Origin of the sequence: Clostridium sp. CCUG 7971 (assembly GCF_017590215.1) — a bacterium.
Classification (GTDB): Bacteria; Bacillota; Clostridia; order Peptostreptococcales; family Peptostreptococcaceae; genus Faecalimicrobium.
Genome location: NZ_JAFFPK010000002.1, coordinates 14,262 through 33,095 on the forward strand (window position 1 = coordinate 14,262; position 18,834 = coordinate 33,095).

General features: G+C 26.5%; 18 protein-coding genes and 2 pseudogenes. 17 read left to right on the forward strand and 3 right to left on the reverse strand.

Annotated elements, in window-relative coordinates:
- Positions 1–56 precede the first annotated feature (56 nt).
- From hfq to JWF52_RS00250, 6 genes and pseudogenes are all read left to right on the forward strand, one after another.
- Positions 57–320 carry an RNA chaperone Hfq gene (hfq, locus tag JWF52_RS00225; protein WP_208331367.1) on the forward strand — a complete coding sequence of 88 codons (264 nt, stop codon included), beginning with the start codon at positions 57–59 and terminating at the stop codon, positions 318–320.
- A gap of 112 nt (positions 321–432) precedes the next feature.
- On the forward strand, positions 433–948 hold the full coding sequence (locus JWF52_RS00230) for a transcription repressor NadR (RefSeq protein WP_208331368.1): 516 nt from the start codon (positions 433–435) through the stop codon (positions 946–948).
- Between the two features lie 75 nt (positions 949–1,023).
- Positions 1,024–1,587 (forward strand): hypothetical protein, encoded by a 564-nt coding sequence (locus JWF52_RS00235; protein ID WP_208331369.1) that lies wholly within the window; start codon positions 1,024–1,026, stop codon positions 1,585–1,587.
- 167 nt (positions 1,588–1,754) lie between these two features.
- Positions 1,755–3,032 (forward strand): methionine gamma-lyase family protein, encoded by a 1,278-nt coding sequence (locus JWF52_RS00240; RefSeq protein WP_208331370.1) that lies wholly within the window; start codon positions 1,755–1,757, stop codon positions 3,030–3,032.
- A 13-nt stretch (positions 3,033–3,045) separates the two neighbouring features.
- A pseudogene (locus JWF52_RS00245) lies at positions 3,046–3,602 on the forward strand (NUDIX hydrolase).
- A gap of 130 nt (positions 3,603–3,732) precedes the next feature.
- Positions 3,733–5,103 carry an MATE family efflux transporter gene (locus JWF52_RS00250; protein ID WP_208331371.1) on the forward strand — a complete coding sequence of 457 codons (1,371 nt, stop codon included), beginning with the start codon at positions 3,733–3,735 and terminating at the stop codon, positions 5,101–5,103.
- 81 nt (positions 5,104–5,184) lie between these two features.
- On the opposite strand, the gene JWF52_RS00255 is transcribed toward JWF52_RS00250, so the two are convergent.
- Together JWF52_RS00255 and JWF52_RS00260 are read right to left on the reverse strand one after the other, a co-directional pair.
- On the reverse strand, positions 5,185–5,574 hold the full coding sequence (locus JWF52_RS00255; RefSeq protein WP_208331372.1) for a 4Fe-4S binding protein: 390 nt from the start codon (positions 5,572–5,574) through the stop codon (positions 5,185–5,187).
- Positions 5,575–5,725: 151 nt separating this feature from the next.
- On the reverse strand, positions 5,726–6,787 hold the full coding sequence (locus JWF52_RS00260) for a HAMP domain-containing sensor histidine kinase (protein ID WP_286183921.1): 1,062 nt from the start codon (positions 6,785–6,787) through the stop codon (positions 5,726–5,728).
- A 277-nt stretch (positions 6,788–7,064) separates the two neighbouring features.
- Between JWF52_RS00260 and JWF52_RS19105 the strand changes: the two genes are divergently transcribed.
- The gene (locus tag JWF52_RS19105) at positions 7,065–7,349 is read left to right on the forward strand and encodes a hypothetical protein (RefSeq protein WP_286183922.1); all 285 of its coding nucleotides are present in this window, start codon (positions 7,065–7,067) and stop codon (positions 7,347–7,349) included.
- On the opposite strand, the gene JWF52_RS00265 is transcribed toward JWF52_RS19105, so the two are convergent.
- Positions 7,299–8,015 (reverse strand): response regulator transcription factor, encoded by a 717-nt coding sequence (locus JWF52_RS00265; protein ID WP_208331373.1) that lies wholly within the window; start codon positions 8,013–8,015, stop codon positions 7,299–7,301. The genes JWF52_RS19105 and JWF52_RS00265 overlap by 51 nt on opposite strands.
- Positions 8,016–8,432: 417 nt before the next feature.
- On the opposite strand from JWF52_RS00265, the gene JWF52_RS00270 reads away from it, so the two are divergent.
- From JWF52_RS00270 to JWF52_RS00315, 10 genes and pseudogenes are all read left to right on the forward strand, one after another.
- A complete protein-coding gene (locus tag JWF52_RS00270) occupies positions 8,433–8,627 on the forward strand; it encodes a hypothetical protein (RefSeq protein WP_208331374.1) in 195 nt (64 codons plus the stop codon).
- Between the two features lie 88 nt (positions 8,628–8,715).
- Entirely contained in the window at positions 8,716–9,597 is an 882-nt protein-coding gene (locus JWF52_RS00275) for a hypothetical protein (RefSeq protein ID WP_208331375.1), read from the forward strand.
- 210 nt (positions 9,598–9,807) lie between these two features.
- Positions 9,808–10,347 carry a dihydrofolate reductase family protein gene (locus JWF52_RS00280; RefSeq protein WP_208331376.1) on the forward strand — a complete coding sequence of 180 codons (540 nt, stop codon included), beginning with the start codon at positions 9,808–9,810 and terminating at the stop codon, positions 10,345–10,347.
- A gap of 187 nt (positions 10,348–10,534) precedes the next feature.
- Positions 10,535–11,563 carry a threonine aldolase family protein gene (locus tag JWF52_RS00285; protein ID WP_208331377.1) on the forward strand — a complete coding sequence of 343 codons (1,029 nt, stop codon included), beginning with the start codon at positions 10,535–10,537 and terminating at the stop codon, positions 11,561–11,563.
- 356 nt (positions 11,564–11,919) lie between these two features.
- The gene (locus tag JWF52_RS00290) at positions 11,920–12,162 is read left to right on the forward strand and encodes a hypothetical protein (RefSeq protein ID WP_208331378.1); all 243 of its coding nucleotides are present in this window, start codon (positions 11,920–11,922) and stop codon (positions 12,160–12,162) included.
- Positions 12,163–12,324: 162 nt separating this feature from the next.
- Positions 12,325–13,716, forward strand: coding sequence for a TldD/PmbA family protein (locus JWF52_RS00295; protein ID WP_208331379.1), 1,392 nt, complete (start codon positions 12,325–12,327; stop codon positions 13,714–13,716).
- A 1-nt stretch (position 13,717) separates the two neighbouring features.
- Positions 13,718–15,061, forward strand: a complete 1,344-nt coding sequence (locus JWF52_RS00300) for a TldD/PmbA family protein (protein WP_208331380.1) — start codon at positions 13,718–13,720, stop codon at positions 15,059–15,061.
- A gap of 83 nt (positions 15,062–15,144) precedes the next feature.
- Positions 15,145–15,636, forward strand: a pseudogene (locus JWF52_RS00305) (winged helix-turn-helix domain-containing protein); the annotation flags it as partial.
- Entirely contained in the window at positions 15,617–17,677 is a 2,061-nt protein-coding gene (locus JWF52_RS00310) for a sensor histidine kinase (protein WP_208331381.1), read from the forward strand. The pseudogene JWF52_RS00305 and the gene JWF52_RS00310, both read left to right, overlap by 20 nt.
- A 254-nt stretch (positions 17,678–17,931) precedes the next feature.
- Complete coding sequence (locus JWF52_RS00315; protein WP_208331382.1) at positions 17,932–18,600, forward strand: HAD family hydrolase; 669 nt, start codon at positions 17,932–17,934, stop codon at positions 18,598–18,600.
- Positions 18,601–18,834: the final 234 nt, after the last annotated feature.

The following is an 18,834-nucleotide window of genomic DNA, read 5'->3' on the forward strand; positions in this document are numbered from 1 at the left end:
AGTAAAAAAATAAAAAATATATTAATTTATTAATTTAAATTTCGGGAGGATATCTAATGAAAAATGTAGCTTTAAATTTACAGGATTTATTTTTAAATAATGCGAGAAAAGAAAAAATACCTGTAACTATATATTTAATGAATGGGGTACAAGTAAAGGGGATTGTCAAAGGATTTGATAGTTATATAATAATGTTAGAAGGGGATAACAGACAACAAAACATGATATACAAACATGCTGTTTCCACTATATTACCTGGAAAATATATAAACTTACAAAATAATAATCAACAAGGAAATAATAACAATAACCATAGATAATTTAATATATAAATTAAAATAAGACTGCTAAATTTAAATAGTAGTCTTATTTTAATTTTACAAGCAAATGTTATAATAGATTTATAGTATTTAAATTAAGGAGAAATGTTAAATGAGCGTTTTAAGTAGAAGAGAAAATATATTAAAAATATTAAAAAATTCTAAACAAGCAGTTAGTGGTACAAGTTTAGCAAGTGAATTAAATGTAAGTAGACAAGTTATAGTAGGGGATGTTGCAATACTTAAAGCTGCAGGTGAAGATATTATATCAACATCAAAAGGATATATATTAAATGATAAGAAAGAAAGTGAGGATTATATATTAAAAACTATAGCTTGTAAACATAGCAAGGAGTACATTGAAGATGAACTTAACTCAATAGTTGATGAAGGTGCAACTGTAGTAAATGTAATGGTTGAACACTGTCTATATGGTCAAATAACTGGAGATTTATATTTATCATCTAGACGTGATGTAAAAGAATTTATTCAAAAACTTAAATCTGACATAGTAAACCCTTTAGCGGATTTAACTGATGGTATACATTTACATACAATAAAATGTAGGGATGAAGTATCATTTAATGAAATTATAAAAAGCTTAGAATCGAAAGGATATTTATTATAATATTGACAAGAACATTCTTTTTATTTAAACTGTAATTACTGGTGTATATACAGTTTAAATAAGGGGGATAAAGATATGAATAAAAAAGTAAACACTCAAGCTGTTGTTATTTCAGCAATTTTATGTTCTATTGCAATTATAATACCTATGTTTTCACCAATTAAAATAATATTAGAGCCTGCATCATTTACATTAGCTAGCCATGTTCCGATTTTTTTAGCTATGTTTATTTCGCCAGGTACAGCAATATTTGTTACAGTTGGCAGTACTATAGGTTTTTTATTGGGAGGATTTCCAATTACGGTTGTGTTAAGAGCATTAAGTCATTTAATATTTGTTATAGTAGGATCAATATATTTAAAAAAACATAAAGATATAATTGAGGAAGGTAAATCATCGTTAATTTACTCTTTTACGGTTTCTTTAATACATGCAATAGGGGAAGTATTAATAGTAATACCATTTTATTTAGGGTCTTCTTTATCTCAAGGTTATTATGATAAGGGGTTTATTGTTTCAATACTAGGACTAGTTGGAATAGGAACCATAATACATAGTATGATAGATTTTTCATTATCAAAGTATATATGGAAACTAATGCCTAAGGATGTAGTCAAAAAAATTGTGGTAAATATATAGTATATAAATATAAAAATGGCTACTATAAAAAATTATAGTAGCATTTTTATATTTATATATTTAGTAAGAACATATTCAAAAATTCTAGTAAATGCCAGATAACTTGAACTAAATTATTTAGTGTGATAAAATTTTAATGTTAAAATTAAAAGAGACAGGTGAAAAATATGCTAAACGAAACAAAAGAGTTATTAAAAGGATTTTATCAATTAGATGATGAGGTATTTGAATTATCTGAAGGTGTTATGGATGACATTAAAGGTAGATTTGAAGAAATAAAAAAAGTAAGAGAATACAATCAGTATAAGGTATTGAAAGCTATGCAAAATGCTCACCTAAGTGATAATCACTTTAACTGGACTACAGGATATGGATATAATGATATTGGACGTGAAAAAATAGAAGAAATATATTCTGAAGTTTTTGGTGCAGAAGATGCTTTAGTTAGACCGATAATAGTTAATGGTACTCATGCTCTTACACTTTGCTTACAAGGTATAGTAAGACCTGGTGATGAAATACTTTCAGTAACTGGAAAACCATACGATACATTAGAAGGTGTTATAGGAATAAGAGAAGAAAAAGGTTCTTTAAAAGAATTTGGAGTTACATATAATCAAGTAGATTTCTTAGAAGATGGAAATGTTGACTTAGAAGGAATAAAAGAAAAGATAAATGATAAAACAAAACTTGTTATGATTCAAAGATCTAAAGGATACTCTTGGAGAAAATCACTTACAATAGCAGATATAAAAGAAGTAATAGATACTGTAAAATCTATAAATAAAGATCTTATAGTTATGGTTGATAACTGTTATGGAGAATTTATAGAAACTAAAGAACCAACTGATGTTGGAGCAGACATAATGGCTGGGTCATTAATTAAAAATCCAGGTGGAGGTCTTGCTTTAACTGGTGGATATATAGCAGGTAGAGCTGACTTAGTTGAACTTATATCATATAGATTAACTTCTCCTGGAATAGGTAAAGAATGTGGATTAACATTTGGAACTAGTAGAAGTGTACTTCAAGGATTTTTCATGGCTCCATACGTTGTATCTCAAGCTGTAATGGGTGCAATATTCTGTGCAAGAGCATTTGAAAAAATGGGATATGATGTTCTTCCAAAGTATGATGATGTTAGAAGTGACATCATACAAATAGTAAGACTTAAAGATGCTAAAGAAGTTATAGCTTTTTGTCAAGGAATACAAGCAGCGGCTCCTGTTGATTCGTATGTTAAGCCAGAGCCATGGGCAATGCCAGGTTATGATGATGAAGTTATAATGGCTGCAGGTGCATTTATTCAAGGCTCTTCTATAGAATTAAGTGCAGATGCTCCAATAAGACCTCCATATAATGTATACTTCCAAGGTGGACTTACATTTGACCATTCTAAAATGGGTACATTAAAGGCAATACAATATATGAAAAACTCAAAATAATAAGGGGTGTAGCATGAATTGGATTGAGGAAATAGAGAGATATGTTCCTGTTGATGAACAAGAAAAAAAGATAAAGAAATAATATTAAAATGTATAAAAGAAAATGATGATATATTAACTAGAGATAATGAAGTAGCACATATTACTAGCTCTGGATTTATTGTAAATAAAAATAGAGATAAAGTACTTATGATTCACCATAATATCTATAATTCTTGGGGATGGACTGGTGGTCATGCTGATGGTGATTGTGATTTATTGCATGTTGCTGTAAAAGAAGCAAAAGAGGAAACTGGCATTAAGAATGTAGTACCAGTAACTAATAATATATGCTGTATAGATATACTACCTGTAATCGCTCATATTAAAAGAGGAAAATATGTTGCATCTCATTTACACTTATCAATAGCCTATGTACTGGAAGCAGATGAAAGTGAAAAATTATTTGTCAAAGAGGATGAAAATAGTGGTGTTAAATGGATTAATATATCGGATATAGAAAGTTGTACGGATGAAAAACATATGCTAAATGTTTATAATAAATTAGTTAATAAAGCTAGATTATATTAATATAAAAGTACCTTGTAATTGTTACAAGGTATTTTTATATATTTCTATATTTAATATAGAATTTTTAGGGTATAATTAAAACTTATTAGCAAAACATATAAAACTATTAAAAACTGAATAAGGAGATAATATGAAAGGCAGAATTGATTTAACACAAGGAAAAATTGCAAGTAAGTTAATTAAATTAGCACTTCCAATAATGGGAACATCATTTATACAAATGGCTTATAACTTAACTGATATGATATGGGTTGGCAAAGCTGGAAGTAGTGCAGTGGCTGCTGTTGGTACAGCTGGATTTTTCCCATGGCTTGCTATGGCATTTATAACTATATCTAAAATAGGCGGAGAAGTAAAAGTAGCACAAAGTATAGGTGAAGGTGATATAAAATCAACAAAATCATTTATAAAAGCAGCTATAGAAATAAATATTATTTTATCGGTATTATATACTATATTTTTAGTTTTATTTAATAGACAATTAATAGGTTTCTTTAGATTGGGTGATGCACAAGTTATTAATATGTCTAGACAGTATTTAGTAATAGTTGCACTAGGAATGGTATTTTATTTTATAAATCCAGTATTTACAGCAATATTTAATGGTCTTGGAAATAGTAAAACTCCTTTTAAGATTAATACTATAGGGCTAGTTACAAATATTATATTAGACCCCGTATTAATACTTGGACTTGGTGGGTTTCCAAAGCTTGGAGTAGTAGGTGCTGCAATAGCTACAGTTATTGCACAAATAGTTGTGGCTACATCATTTTTAATTATAATCGTAAAAAATAAAAATGAATATTTCAAAGTGAAATTATTTAAAGATATAGAATTAAATTATTATAGTGTACTATGCAAATTAGGGCTTCCTGTTGCTATACAAAGTGGTATGTTTACTGTATTTTCTATGTTAATAGGAGTAGTTGTTGCTGCATTTGGACCAGTAGCAATAGCAGTTCAAAAGGTAGGGTCTCAAATTGAATCTATCACGTGGATGACAGCAGAAGGACTTGCAGTAGCACTTGGAAGTTTTGTAGGCCAAAATTATGGAGCTAAAAAATATGATAGAATAAATAAAGGTTGCAAAATAACTTTAATAATAGCTTTAATACTCGGTATCATTAATACACTAATATTAGTATTCTTTGGGAAATATATATTTAGTGCATTTATACAAGAGCCAGATGCTATAAGAGAAGGGACTATATATCTTAAGATATTAGGATATTCTCAGTTATTTATGTGCTTAGAAATAATAACAACAGGAGCATTTAAAGGACTTGGAAAAACATTTATACCAGCATTAATAATAACAATTTTAACAGGTGCAAGAGTACCAGCAGCCTATTTTTTATCGAAACCACAAATACTTGGACTAGATGGCGTATGGTGGAGTATTAGTTTAAGTAGTATATTAAAAGGTATTTTAATGCTAAGTATATTTATTATAATGCTTAAGTGTGGTAAATTATATGGTGAATATAAAAAATCTGAATAGTTATAGAATAGATTAAATGGCGTGAGTATATTAAATACTCATGCCATTTTGATTTTAATTATTATGTAGGTATTGTTAAGATTATGCTTCCTGAATTTCAAGGATACCCATAGGACAGGCATCAACGCAAATTCCACAAGAAATACATTTGCTTGGAACAGGTCTTTCTTCAACTTTTGCCATTACATTTTTTGGACAGACATCAACACAAGTAAGACACCCAGTGCATAATTTTTTATTTATCATGTAGACACCTTTAGCATTTTGAGTTATAGCTCCCGTAGGACATTTTTTTGCACATAGGCCACATTGATTACAAACTTTTACAAGTATAGAATTATCTTTCTTTGTGTCAATTTTAATACAAGTTGTTGAGTCTCCATAAGTTTTGTAAAACGCTTGAGAACAAGCTAATTCACATGACAAGCAATTTTTACATAAAGAACGGTCTGCTACAGCTAATTTTTTCATATTCTAATCCCCCATAAATACCAATTATCTCAAAAAATTTTCAAGTTAAGTGTAGGATACAATAAAATAAAAAGCAATTAAAAAATCAGAATTATTTTATATTTAATTTCCTTTTTATATAAAATAGAGTATAAAAAATTTTAAATAACAATTATAAGTTTATGGATTTAAACTTTACAACAACTTTAAATAAATCACCATCGATATTTAAATTTAAAGTACCATTTTGAAGATCAACTAAATTTTTAGATATTGAAAGTCCAAGTCCACTTCCATCAGTATTACGAGATATATCTCCTCTAACAAATCTCTCTAAAAGTTCATTTGAACTTATATTTAACTTGTGATTAGATATGTTTTTCATAGTAATAATTATATTATCATCAACAATATCTAAATCAATATAAACTCTAGTGCCGCAAAGAGAGTATTTAGTTATATTATTTATAAGATTCTCAAATACCCTAAAAGTTTTTTTACCATCTATATTAGCAAAAACAGAGTCATCAGGCGTGTTTATTATAAAATCAAGTTTTGATTTTTCTATTTTATCTTCAAGCTCTACAATACTTTGTATAAGAAGTTCTTTAACATCCGTTTTTTCTATAAAAAGCTCTATATCACCACTATTTATTTTAGAGGCTTCAAATATATCTTCAACCAAAGTCTTAAGTCTTGTAGCCTTTCTGTCTAATATATTTATATAGTCTTTTGTAGTTTTTAAATCAAGTTCATTGTTTTTAAGTATATCAATATAACTTACAATAGAAGTTAGTGGAGTTTTTAAATCATGGCTTACATTTGTGATAAGTTCTGTTTTCATTTTTTCACTTTTAAGTTTTTCTTCTAATGCATTTTCAAGGCCATCTGTTAAATTATTTATGCTACTTGCAATAGAAGTTATTTCATCATTTCCTATTACGTCTAATTTATATTCTAAATTTCCAGATTCAATATTTTTAATATTAGTAGATAAGTAGTTTATATAATTAGTTTTTTTACTTAAAAAATGATATATATATGAATAACAGATAATATTAAAAATAGAAAGAACTATTGAAGGAACTAAAGCTTCTGCGTAATAGGAAACTGCTCTAAAAAATATGTAAGATAGTAAAAATTGGATAACTATAGCTACTACAAAAACTGACTTTAACTTTTTATTAAAAGATTTTTCGTTATGTTTATTTAATATATTTTGGAAAAATTTCAAAATAATAATCCTATCTTTTAAGTTTTCATTATAAAGTTTAAAACTATTATAAGTAAAATAAACTGACCATAAAATTATAAAATTAAATATAATTAAAATGTTATCATAAAACGAACTAGTGTTGTTCCAAAAGAAATATCTAATTAAAAATAATGAAATTATAAATAAGAAAATACTATCTATTGAGAGTTTTGATAATAGTTTAAAAATATTATCTAAAAAATTATTATCAGTATCTTTGTTTAATCTATAAATTATAAATAATATAATAGACAAAATGCAAGTAGTAAAAGCAAGAGCTTTTACAGTATATATAATATCAAAATTTGAATACCTTTCAACTGGTCCAAAGAATATATACTTAGCTATAGAAGATGTATTATATAAATTACCAAAGCTAAATAATAAATTAAAGCAAGCTTCAAAACATATTGATACGCTTAAAAAAAGTAAAGTTAATGATATGAGCTTTAACTTAGAATTATTAGCAAATAGTTTTAGACTAGAGTTATTAGTAATTAATGTTTTCAATTTTGTATCCAATTCCCCACACCACCTTTAAATATTTAGGATCTTTAGAGTTTATTTCTATTTTTTCTCTAATCCTTCTTATATGCACAGCAACAGTTTTTTCACAGTTATAAGCAACCTCTTCCCAAACTTTTTCATATATATCCTTAGATGAAAATACAACACCTTTATTTGAAAGTAAAAGCTCTAATATTTTAAACTCAATAGGAGTAACCTTTACTTCTTCGCCATCTAGAGTAACTTGCTTGCTATCTTTATTTAAAGAAAGTCCTCCACTAGTTAAGATAGCATTACTATCAATTATAGTATTGTTATTTTTCATAGTATTTAAGTTTATAAACCTTCTTAGCTGAGATTTAACACGAGCTATAAGCTCTAATGGATTAAATGGCTTAGTGACATAATCATCAGCACCCATATTAAGACCTAAAATTTTATCCATATCTTGATTTTTAGCGGATAAAAGTATTATAGGAATATTGTTATTTTCCCTAATTGTTAAAGTTGTTTTTAGACCATCCATATTTGGCATCATAACATCCATTATTATTAGATCTATTTTATTTTCTATCAAAGCTTCAATAGCTTCAAGACCATCATAAGCTTTAAATGTATTAAAGCCCTCTGGCTTTAGATAAAATTCAATAGCATCTACTATTTCTTTATCATCATCCACGATTAGTACGCTTTTATTCATTTGATTCACCCCTTTGAAAACTATTATATCATACACATTTATAGTGTGAATTTACAAAATACAGCCTAAATAATTAAGAATTTATAACATAAAACTATAATTATTACAAATTTATTAAGAGAAGAAAGTGATTAATACAAGATGTTATATTTGTATGTTAAAAGTAAAAGGGAGAGCGGTTAAGGTTTTTTTGATTAAAAAAAGATAGTAATAATATCAATAACAAGCTTATTAAGTATATTTACATTTGTTTGTAGTACAAAAGAAAGTGTTAATGTAAATGAACAAAGGAAAAAAATTATTAGTTTTAAGTAATCATTAATCAAGGTTTAAGGATGAAATTTTTGATTTATATGAATGGGAAAAAATAATAAATTAATTATTAAAAGTCACATTCCATATTCTGATATAGAGCAATTGCCAAAAGATCAATTAAAAGAAAGATTAGATACAAATGATACTTTAGAATTTGGGCACTCACTTCAAAGTCAGATTGGCGATCAAATAGATGCGGGATTTTTAATCAGTGGATTTTATGAGGATAATTCAGGAGGAGATTTGTTAGATAAACATATAGATACATATATTGCGACTAAATCAATAAAATTATAAAATAAATAACAAAAACTGCAAGACAAAAAATACAAAGTATTATAGTATATAAGTTATATGTAATTTATATATTGTGGGGGAAGTAATAATGAATAAAAAAACAATCAGCAAAGTTTTATCAATAATTCTTTGTATATTATTGGCAATGCCAACAGTGGTGGAAGCAAAAATAGGTAGAAGCTCGTCATCTAGAGCATCAAAAAGTAGTATTAGTTCATCTTATAAGGGAAGTAGTTTAAGTAGTAAATCAAAGTCTTCACTTAAAGTTAAATCAACTAAAGATGAATTAAAGTCGTTTAATTCGAAAGAATCACCTAATCAATCAACTAAAAAAAATACAAGTAATGACTCGCCAAGTATTAAGTCTAGTTCTAATAAAACTGATAAAGTAAAATCAGGAAACTTTAGCAAAAATAAATCTGATTCAAAAGATGAAGAAAGTAATAATTTAACAGATAAATCAAAAAAAGAAAGTGATAAAAATAAAGCAAAGACAGCTCTAAAGGTTGGTTCTATGGCTGGAGCAGCTGCAGTTGCTGGCAATACAAAAAAAGTAAATGCAGATTCTAATAAATCTTCACTTAAAGCAGATAGTGCAAACTTTACAGTTAAGCCTAAAACTATAGATAAAAATAAGAAAGATAATACATCAGCAAATAATAGCTCAACGTACAAGCCAAGCTATTATAAAAATTATAGCAAAAATAACTTTTTCTCAACAAATAATGCATGGTTTTATTATTATGCACTAGATAAAGTATTTAATAATAGAGATAGAGTAACGGAGCAAGATATAGCTAGAGAGTTAGAAGAACAAGGATATACAGAAAAAGAAGTAGATACTATAATGTCAGAAGGAAAGAGAGAAATATCAAATAAAAAAAGTAAAAATACTTTTAAATATATAACAATAGGAGCTGTGGTATGCATATTAGGATGGTTTATATATATTAAGAGAAGAAGATATTAAATAGAAATATTTATATAATAAAATATAATTATACTTTAATATAAATAAAGCTAGGAATATTCCTAGCTTTATTTATATTATTCTAAGGATGTAAGATTTCATAAATTTTCATTTCAAATATGATATAAGATGTCAGCTATTATTTAGTATAATATGTTTTGTAAGTAAGTTAATAATTAAAATAATCAAAAAAAGAAAGGGTACAAAATTATGAAAAGAGAGAGAAAAGTAATTTTATATATAGCAATGAGCTTAGATGGATATATAGCAAGAAAAAATGGAGATATTGATTGGCTTTGTGGTGATGGAAGTGAACCAGATAGTGACTTTGGATATAAGGACTTCTATGAAGGAATAGATACTGTTATACTTGGGAAAACAACTTACGACCAAGTTGTAAATGAACTAAGTGTTGGTGTTTGGCCATATGAAGGCATAGATAGTTTTGTGTTTACAAGTAAGGATATTGAAAATAATAAAGATGTTAAATTTATAAAAGAGGACATATGTGCTTTTATAAACAATTTAAAGAAAAGAGAAGGTAAAGATATTTGGATAGTTGGTGGGGCAGAGTTAGTAAGACATCTAACAGAGGTAAACTTAATAGATGAATATATTATAACAGTTATACCAACTATTTTAGGTGAAGGTATATCTTTATTTAAAGAAGGAAGCAAAGAGTTAAAGCTCAAGTTAAGAGAATCTAAAGTTTATAATGGAGCCGTAATGATTAACTACATCAGAGACTAATTAAGATAATTTGGCTAAAGTCAAAATTTTATCTATGGATACAATTAGAAACGACGGTATATATTAATAGAAATAATTTAAATATGATTGAAGAATTAGAAAAATAATTGTATATGATATAGATACTAATTCTAAATAATGTTAATATAAAATTATATTTAATTTATACAAAAGAGGGGGATCAGATATGCATAGTTTCAAAAGTGATTACAGTGAAGGAGCACATCCACAAATTCTTGAAGCTTTAGTTAAAACAAATCTAGAACAAAGTGAAGGTTATGGTTTAGATACATATTGTGAAAAAGCGGTAACAGCTATAAAGGAAAAATTACAAAATGAAAATGTAGATATTCATTTTATACCTGGAGGAACACAAACTAATTTAACTGCTATATCAGCATTTTTAAGACCACATGAAGCAGCAATATCTGCAAATACAGGACATATATTTGCTAATGAAACAGGAGCAATAGAAGCTACAGGCCATAAAATTATAACAGTTGATGTAAAAGATGGGAAGTTAAGAAAAGAAGATGTATTATATGCACTTTCTAAGCACACTAATGAGCATGTTGTAAAGCCAAAACTTGTTTATATATCAAACTCAACGGAAATAGGAACTATATATACTAAAAGTGAATTAGAAGAATTAAATAAAGTTTGTAGAGAGAACAATTTAATTTTATATATGGATGGAGCAAGACTTGGTTCTGCCTTATGCTGTAGAGAAAACGATTTGACATTATCTGATATAAGTAATTTGACAGATGCTTTTTACATAGGTGGAACTAAAAATGGAGCATTATTTGGGGAAGCTATAGTGATATGTAAAGAATCTCTTAAAGAAGATTTTAGATATTACTTAAAGCAAAAAGGAGCTATGCTTGCTAAAGGAAGATTATTAGGAATACAATTTTTAGAACTATTTAAAGAAGATTTATTCTTTGAAATAGGAAGACATGAAAATGAAATGGCTAATATTTTAAGAGATGGAATAAATGAATTAGGATATAAATATTTAGTAGATTCTCCATCTAATCAAGTATTCCCTATATTTAATAATGATGTAATAAATTTACTAAAAAATAATTATGCATTCAGTATATGGTCTAAAGTTGATGAAGAAAATACTGCTATAAGGCTAGTAACTTCATGGGCAACAACTAAAGAGTCAGTACTAGGATTTATAGCTGAATTAAAAAAGGTATCTAAGTAAATATAAAAGAAGGAGTCGTATTTTACGACTCCTTTTTAAATATTAAGATCAACTAAAAAAGTACTAACTAAAAAGAAGCTATTAATATTATTTGAAACAATTTAATAATTATAACTGGCAAAACATATAAATTAAAAAGATAGTAAACAGTAGGTTAACATACAATATGTATAATAAAGCTATGAAAGAGAAATAAAAGTAAAAATTTAGATAAATCACACAGTTTTCATAATAAAAAAAGACTATATTAAAATTTTTAATATGGTCTTTTTTTATGAAAACAATACAAAGTTAAGCTTAACTTAAGGATAAAATGATATTAATTATTATAATAAAACTTAGAAGGTGGTAATAAAATGAATCGTAGTTTGCAAAGAGTGAAGAGAAAAAGAGAATTAGATAAAATAAATAAAGCGAAAAAACAAGAAGAAAATATTGAAAAAAGAAATTTAATAATAAAAATAAGTACACTAGTCTCTATAATAACTTTAATTTTTATAATAGTTAGTATATCAATAAAAGCAGATAATTTTATATCTGATATCTCAAATATATTAAATATATTTAATGTTGGAAATCCATATAAGAATGTATACTAATTTTAGATGATATAGTTTTATAATTTATCTCAGCTAAGTCTAATACATATGCTAAATAAATATATTATGATTACATATAAATTTTATTGGATAATTATAGAAATAAAAGATATAATTAATACTAAAATGAAATAAAGATCTAAATATAGATTGGAGGAAGTTATGATTTTACGAGAAATTGCTACACAAGTACTGGAAAAGTGCTTAATTACAGGTGGAGATTTTGCAGAAATATTTGAAGAAGATACAATCACTAACTCAATAGGATTAATAGATAATAAAATAGAAAATGCTCTAGGTGGGAGAAACTATGGTATTGGAATAAGAATATTTAAAGGATTTAAGAGTGTTTATGCATACACAAATGATAATTCATTAAGTGGTATGCTTGATACTGCATATAAAGCAGCACTAGCGTTAGGTAGCTTATCTGAAGAAAAAATGGTAGTACTAAATAATAATAAAATTTTAACAGATATAAACCCTATAAAACTATACCCAAGTAGCGTAGACTATCAAAAGAAAATAAATGTAATGAAAACTGCATATAAAAATGCAAAAGAGTATAGCACAGATATATCACAAGTAAGTATAAGTTACACAGATAAAGATCAAAAAGTTTTAATAGCAAACACTGAGGGATTATACGTTGAAGATAGAAGAATAAGAACAAGACTTGGTATAAGTTCTGTAGCATCAAAGGGAAGTGAAAATCAAACTGGATTTGAAGGTCCTGGAGGATGTAAAGGATTTGAGATATTTGAAGATATAGACCCAGAATATTATGGAAAAGAAGCATCAAGAGTAGCATATACTATGCTAAATGCTAGAAATTGTCCTGCTGGTAAAATGACAGTAGCAATAGACAATGGATTTGGAGGAGTAATATTCCATGAAGCTTGTGGTCACTCTCTTGAAGCTACAGCTGTTGCTAAAGGGAACTCTGTGTTTGCAGATAAGCTAGGTCATCAAATTGCATCAAGTAAAGTAACTGCAATAGATGATGGAACGCTTAAGAATCATTGGGGTTCAGCAAATATAGATGATGAAGGAACTCCAACTAAAAGAAATGTACTAATAGAAAATGGTATATTAAAATCATACATGATAGATAAATTAAATGGAAGAAGAATGAAAATGGAGTCAACTGGAAGTTCTCGTAGACAAAGTTACAAGTTTGCTCCAACTTCAAGAATGACAAACACATATATTGCAAAAGGTGAAGATAAGCCAGAAGATATAATAAAATCAATAGATAATGGATTATATGCAAAGAAAATGGGAGGCGGTTCTGTAAACCCAGTAACAGGAGAGTTTAACTTTGCAGTATCTGAAGGTTACCTAGTTAAAAATGGTGAGATAGTAGAACCAGTAAGAGGAGCTAGTTTAATAGGTAAAGGTAGCGACGTACTTATGGATATCGATATGGTTGGGAATAACTTAGCTCAAGCTCAAGGTATGTGTGGTTCATCATCTGGAAGTATACCAACAAATGTAGGTCAGCCTATGATAAGAGTAAGAGAAATAACAGTTGGTGGAAGAAAGGAGGACTAATATGAACTTTATAAAATTTAAAGATTTATTATTTAAAAAAGCAATTGAAGAAGGATTTAAAGAGTGTGAAATCTATTATAGCTATGGTGAAAGCATAAGCATAAGTGTTTACGAAGGAGAAGTTGAAAAATACAATTTATCTAAATCATTTGGGTTATCATTTAGGGGAAAAATAGATGGGAAAATGGGATATTCATATACCGAAATATTAGATGAAGATGCTATAAATATGCTAATAAATAATGCTAAGAGTAGTGCTAATTTAATTGAAAATAATGATGTTCAGTTTATATATGAAGGAGATAAAGAGTATAGTAATGTTAAAACATATTCAAAAGAACTTGAAAATATAGACCCGGCTAAAATGATAGAATTAGTTCTTGATTTAGAAAAAGAAACTAAAAAGTGTTCAGAAAAAGTTGTAAATTTAAATGGTTGTAAAATATCATACTCTTCATCAAATTATGGAATATACAATACTAAAGGATTAGAACTTACGAATAAAGGAAATATACTTACATCATATGTAGTAGCTATAGTTGAAGATGAGAGTGGAAAAAATGATGGAGTAGGATATGTAGTAGCAAACTCTTTAGATGAAGTAGTTCCTAAAAAGATTGCTAAGCAAGGTGTTGATGAAGCGTTATCTAAGCTGGGAGGAAAGAGTGTAAAATCTGGAAGCTATAAAACTATAATATACAACGAAGCGATGGTTCAGCTTCTTGAGACTTTTGCTGGGATTTTTAGTGCAGATGCAGCTCAAAAGGGGTTATCGCTTTTGAAAGATAAAGAAGGGGAAATGATAGCATCAAAAATAGTTACTATAGTTGATGATCCACTATTAGATGATGGATTAGCATCAGCTCCTTTTGATGATGAAGGGGTAGCCACTTTTACTAAAGAATTAGTTTCAAATGGAGAGCTAATTACATTACTACACAATTTAAAAACTGCAAATAAGGCAGGAGTAAAGACTACAGGTAATGGATTTAAATCTTCATACGCATCATCTGTTGATGTATCTGAAAGTAATTTATACTTACAAAAAGGTAAAAAGTCTTTAGATGATTTAATGAAAGAAATAAATGAAGGTTTAATGATAACTGATTTAGCAGGTCTACACTCTGGAGCAAATGCTGTAAGTGGAGATTTTTCATTAGCAGCTAAAGGATTTTATATAAAAAATGGTAAAAAATCATTCCCTGTTGAACAAATAACTGTAGCAGGAAATTACTTTGAGTTACTTAAAAATATAGCTGAAGTAGGTAGTGATTTAACATTCCCTATGAGTAATGTTGGTTCACCTTCTGTAATAGTTGAAGGTTTATCAATAGCTGGAGAATAGAAATAGAAAAGAGAGCTGATTTTTTCAGCTCTTTTTTATTTTAAAAAATCTTAATAAAATCTTAATAATTTAGGAACTAAATATTAAAAATAAGGGAAGAAAAAAATATACCAATAATACTTGTATCTGCAAAGACACAAGACACAGATAAGATTATAGGTCTTAATATGGGAGCAGATGATTATGTAACGAAGCCATTTAATCCACTTGAATTAGTTGCAAGGGTAAAGTCTAATTTAAGAAGATACACAAGTTTAGGAAATTATACTGAGGAAAGTAGTGATATTTTAAGATATAAAGAACTGGAATTAAATAATATTAGTAAAGAGGTAACTGTAGATGGAGAATTAGTAAAATTTACTCCTATTGAGTATAAGATACTAGAACTATTACTTAGAAATCAAGGAAGGGTATTTTCTTCAAGGAAGGTATATGAAAATGTTTGGGAAGAGCTAGGATACAATTGTGACAGGATAGTTGCAGTACATATAAGAAGGATAAGAGAAAAAACTGAGATAAACACAAAAGATCCAAAATATATAAAGGTGGTGTGGGGTGTTGGATATAAAATTTAAAATAAATAAAGAAATATTAGTAGCCATTATGTGTTTTTGTATATCAGTAATGATTTTTAGAGTAGATTTAATATCTAATTATATGTATTGGTATAGTAATAATAAAGATTTTTATAGAAGCTACCAATTAGAAGGAGCAATATATGATATAGGTACAAGTTCTGTATATACAGTAGTTGGAGATAATGCAAGTGAAAATATGTTGGCATATAGAAATAAATCAAATACTATGATTGAAGAGTTTAAAAGTGCACAAGTATTTGTAGTAAATAATGATAGTAAAAAGACTTATTCTAATAATGGTACTAATAGTATAGAAGAGTTTAATAAGATAACAAAGGATTTTCCGTATATTTTAGAGCTTAATTTCAAAAATAACACTTTAAAAAAAATAAAAAACGGAAAGAAAGAAAATTATATTACAAATAATTATGGAAACATAGTAGACGCGAAAAAAGAAGATGTAACTACATATATAGCAATACCAAGTATTGAGAAAATAAAAGAAAGTGATTATGATAAAAATGGGGATAGAGTTAAATTATTATATGAAGACAATATAAAAAGTAATAGAGAAGCGATGATTTTTCTAGGCTCTAGAATAATTGCAGCAGTAGTTTTATTAAGTAGTTTTCTGCTTTATATAAATAATATGATTAAGATAAAAAAGAATTATAAAAATAATGAAGATTACATAGAACAGCATAAATTATATTTTAAATCAAAAAGTAGTAAAATATTTAATTTAGAGGGCTTATTTATAATAGGGGTTATATCATTAATATTATTAAATATGTTTAAATACCATGGTTTTTATATATTATTTAATACAATTTTGCTTTTAGATATATACTATTTTATATATACAGTAATAGATATAAAAAATATAGAGGATTTAGTTAATAAAAGTAAAGCGTTTAAAATGTTATATAAAAAAGAACGTATTTCACAAAATAAAATAGTAATAACAAAATTTGCAATACTGTTTACATTAATACAGATTATAGTATTATTTATTATACTTTATACTATGTATGGAACGAATAGTATTAGTGGTATATCAGATTTTATTACGTATACGTTAAAGTATGGCATACCATATTTTATTTCGTATATGTTAGAGTATAATAAATATATAATAATCATGTTTATAGGTATTGTATTAGGAAATATATTACTAGCTTTAATAATAATTAAAAAAATGAAAAAAATCACAGACATACAAACTTCATTAAATGAATTTAAAAAAAGTAACTTTAATTATAAAATAGAAGTAAATGAAAATGATATGTTCAAAGAATTAGTAGAAGATATAAATAGCTTAGGTGAAGTTATAAATGAAGCTGTAGAAGAAAGATTAAAAAGTGAAAGAATGAAAACAGAGCTTATAACAAATGTAAGTCATGATTTAAAAACACCACTTACAGCTATAATAAACTACATAAGTTTAATGAAAAAAGAAGATATAAAACCAGAACACGTAAAAGATTACGTAAAGGTACTTGATAATAGAACGCAAAAGCTTAAAGTATTAATAGATGACTTATTTGAAGCATCAAAAGTTAGTAGTAATGATATAGAAGTTAATTTAGAAAAAACTGATATAAATCAATTACTGACACAAAGTATAGTAGAAATGGAAGAAGAAATAGAAAAAACTAAATTAGACTTTATTATAAATACACCAGATAAAGAAGTTTATATAATGGCTGATGGAAGAAAGCTTTGGAGAGTGTTTGAAAATCTTATATCAAATATTTTAAAATATTCATTAGAAGGTACTAGAGTATATATAGACATGATTACAAAAGATAATAAAGTAAATATAACTATGAAAAATATATCTAACTATCCTCTTAATTTTAATCCAAAAGAAATAACAGAAAGATTTACAAGGGGAGATTCATTAAGAAATATAGAAGGATCAGGCCTAGGATTATCAATAGCTAAGGGATTTGTAGAACTTCAAGATGGAAGCTTAGATATTGAAATAATAGGTGATTTATTTATAGTTACTTTAATATTTAATTTAGTAGAATAGTATAAAATATCAATGTTATAATGTAGTGAGAAATTCTATCAATAAGCTACAGAGAATAAAGGTATTTAGTAGATAATGTAGTATTATAAAGTATAGATGAAAATATCTAATAGATATTTATTCTATACTTTTTTATTTCACTTAAAATATAAAAATGTTAAACCACACTTTAAATTTTAAGATGAATATATTTATATTATATAGGTTATAACATATGGAGTAATTGGAAGTTAAATATTAAAGGGGGCATAGATATGTTAAAAGCCGTTATTTTTGATATGGATGGAGTATTAGTTAATACAGAGCCAGTTTACTATAAAGTTACAAAAGAAATATTAAATGAAAATGGTCATGATATAGATTATAAAGAATATGAAAAATATATAGGAATGACTAATGAGTGTACATGGGAACTACTAAAACAAAAGTATTCTATAAATATAGATACAAATGAATTAATAGAGAATATGATGATATTAAAAGATGTTATTATAAAAAGAGATGGATATGAATTAATAGAGAATGTAGAAAGTTTATTAGAGAATTTAAAGCAAAATAATATAAAAATAGGATTAGCTTCATCATCTCCAATATGTGATATATTAGATGTAACTAAAAGTACTGGTATATATAAATACTTTGATAAATTAATTACTGGAGAAAGTGTTGAAAAATCAAAGCCATCTCCAGATATATTCTTAAAAGCTGCAAATGAATTAGGTGTAAATAGTGAAGAATGTATTGTAATAGAAGATTCTAAAAATGGAGTACTTGCAGCAAAGTCTGCTAATATGAAATGCATAGGATTTTTTAACAAAGATTCAGGTAAACAAGATTTAAGTTTATCAGATATAATAATATCTAATATGAGAGATATAGATTATGATTATATTAAAAAAATATTTAACATATACAAAAAATAAGAGCGCCTTAAGGTGCTCTTATTTTTTATACTAAAGTCTAATGTTTTAGTAAAAATAAATATATTAATAAGTACAAAAATAAAACAAAAGAACACTAACTAGTGTTCCTTAAAGACATAAGAAGAAAAATATTTACTTTATATATATTAGACTTAATTTAAAATAAACCTTTAAAAAATTTAAATTTATCTGATATTTATTTTAACTACCCATTTATATATAAATTAAACGTAA